Origin of the sequence: Siccirubricoccus soli (assembly GCF_024178315.1) — a bacterium.
GTDB classification, from domain to species: Bacteria; Pseudomonadota; Alphaproteobacteria; order Acetobacterales; family Acetobacteraceae; genus Siccirubricoccus; species Siccirubricoccus soli.
In genome coordinates, this window is the sequence record NZ_JAMZIK010000290.1 from 1 (window position 1) to 2,027 (window position 2,027).

Below are 2,027 nucleotides of genomic sequence, written 5' to 3' on the forward strand. Positions count from 1 at the left end.
GCGGCAGGCGGAGCGGCAGGGCGCGAGGCCGGGGCGGCGCGGGGCGCGGTGGCGGCAGCCCTGGCCTGGGCGGGGGAGGCGGGGGCTGGCGACGGGGCAGCCCTGACCTCCTCCACCGCCGGCGGCGCGGCGCCCTCCGGGTTCAGCGCATCCACCACCAGGCGGTTGCCAATCCGGAACACCCGGGCCCGGGCGCCAGGCTTCAGCGCGATCGCGATCCCCCCCTCCGCCGGCGTCACCGCCAGCATGTTGCGCGGCGGACGGCGGGCGCCGGCCAGATCCACCGCGGCGCCGGCGGGGAAGCGCAGCACCAGCCGGTCACCCTGCTGCTCCACGGTGAAGGCGGGCGGGGCGGGCCAGTCGAAGACCAGCCTGCCATGGGTCGGATGGTCGCCGACGCGCACCGGGACGCGATCCTGCGCCAGGGCAGGCAGGGAGCCGAGAAGGAGAAGCGCGCCGAGCAGCGCCCCCCAGCCCCTGCCCCGAGCCCGCGCCATCCTGGCGGCCGGCCGGAGCTGCATCAGTCGAAGCTCGCCAGCAATCGGTCGATCTCCTCCTGCGAGGTACCGCCGCCCGGGAGCTGCGGACCATTGGCCAGTTTCTGCCCTTCCGTAAGTCCGGCGCTCTCCGCCTGTTCCGCCGCCGGCGCCGCGCCCTCCCCGCTGCGGCCGAAGGCCTGGGTGACGGCGGCGACGCGCTTCTCGATCGCCTTCAGCGCCGAGACCACCTTGCCGATGCGCTGGCCGGTGATGTCCTGGAAGCTGCAGGCCTCATAGATCCGGGTGACGGCGGCGCCGACCACCTCCGCCGCCTCGCCAGAGAGGCTCGGCTGCAGCGCCTCCAGCTTCTCGCAGGAATCGAGGATCTCGTTGGTCGCCGCTGCGGTGTGCTCCACCACCGCGTCCAGCTCGTCGGTCGCGGTCGGGATATGGCTGTGGTTGATGTCGTCCACGCGGAGCGCCGCGATTTCCGACTTCGCCCGCGCCACCTCCCGCCCCAGCCCTTCGAGCTCGGCCAGCAGCGCGGTTTCGGTGACCGTGAGGTCGCCGGAGAGGGTACCGAGCACGGCGCGCACCGCCTGCTCAATCCGGTCCGGTGCGGTGTCGCCGTCAGGCATGCGCCATCACCTTCTCGATCTTCTCGCGCAGGGTTTCCGCATTGAAGGGCTTCACGATGTAGTTGGAGACGCCGGCGGCCTTGGCGGCGACCACATTCTCCGTCTTGCTCTCGGCGGTGATCATGATGAAGGGCGTGTCCTTCAGGCGGCCATCGGCGCGGACCTCCTTCAGCAGGTCGAGCCCGGTCATCGGCTGCATGTTCCAGTCGCTGATCACCAGGCCGAAATGCCCGGCCCGCAGCTTGGCCAGCGCCTCCTGCCCGTCCGTCGCCTCCTCCACATTGTTGAAGTCGAGCTGCTTCAGCAGGTTGCGGATGATGCGCAGCATGGTCTTGTAGTCGTCCACGATCAGCACGTTGGTGTTCTTGTCGATCGCCATACGAGATCTCCTTCGTCGCAGTCTGCGGGTCAGTTCGCCGGCCTGGCGCGGTGGCGGGCGAGCTCGGTGGTCAGCAGCCGGGCCCGGTCCGGCTTCATGGCGCCGAGGATCGGCGCCGCCTTCGCCTCCCGCATCCGGTCCACCAGCGGGACCAGCACGGCGAGGTCCAGTTCGTCGAAGATTGCCGCCGCGTCGCGCGGCCGCATGCCCTCGTAGAGCTTCACCATCTGCCGCCAGCCCGCCTCCTCGCGCTCGCCATTGCTGCGGTCCGCGGCCGCGATCCGCTGCTGCAGCGCGGTCAGCTCCTCGACGCGCTGGGCGAGGCGGCGCTCGGCGGCAGCCAGCACCATCTCCCGCGACTGGATCGCCTGCTCCCGCGCCTCGATCTCGGTGCGGCGGGCGCGCAGCCCTTCCAGCAGGGCGCGCTCGGCGCGCTGCTCCGGCGTCGGCTCCGGCGGCGGAGCGGGTACCGCAACGGGCGGCGGCGCGGCAGGCTGGGGGCGCGGCAGCGGGGCCGGGCTGCTGGCCCGC

4 protein-coding genes are annotated in these 2,027 nt (G+C 72.5%); all 4 read right to left on the bottom strand.

Translation table 11 applies throughout. The features are described 5' to 3' along the window. The coding region (locus NJ376_RS28415; RefSeq protein WP_456310014.1) for a hypothetical protein at positions 1–521 on the bottom strand (521 nt) is incomplete at its 3' end. Then, positions 521–1,117, bottom strand: a complete 597-nt coding sequence (locus NJ376_RS28420; protein WP_252956710.1) for a protein phosphatase CheZ — start codon at positions 1,115–1,117, stop codon at positions 521–523. The genes NJ376_RS28420 and NJ376_RS28415, both read right to left, overlap by 1 nt. Next, positions 1,110–1,496, bottom strand: a complete 387-nt coding sequence (locus tag NJ376_RS28425; RefSeq protein WP_252956711.1) for a chemotaxis response regulator CheY — start codon at positions 1,494–1,496, stop codon at positions 1,110–1,112. Before NJ376_RS28425 ends, NJ376_RS28420 begins: the two co-directional genes overlap by 8 nt. A gap of 29 nt (positions 1,497–1,525) precedes the next feature. Continuing rightward, a partial coding sequence (locus NJ376_RS28430) for a MotE family protein (protein WP_370288776.1) occupies positions 1,526–2,027 on the bottom strand: 502 nt, incomplete at its 5' end.

What these genes read in the sequence shown, in the direction of transcription:
- NJ376_RS28420 (WP_252956710.1), bottom strand. Translation starts at nt 1,117, where the DNA reads ATGCCTGACGGCGACACCGCACCGGACCGGATTGAGCAGGCGGTGCGC.
- NJ376_RS28425 (WP_252956711.1), bottom strand. Translation starts at nt 1,496, where the DNA reads ATGGCGATCGACAAGAACACCAACGTGCTGATCGTGGACGACTACAAG.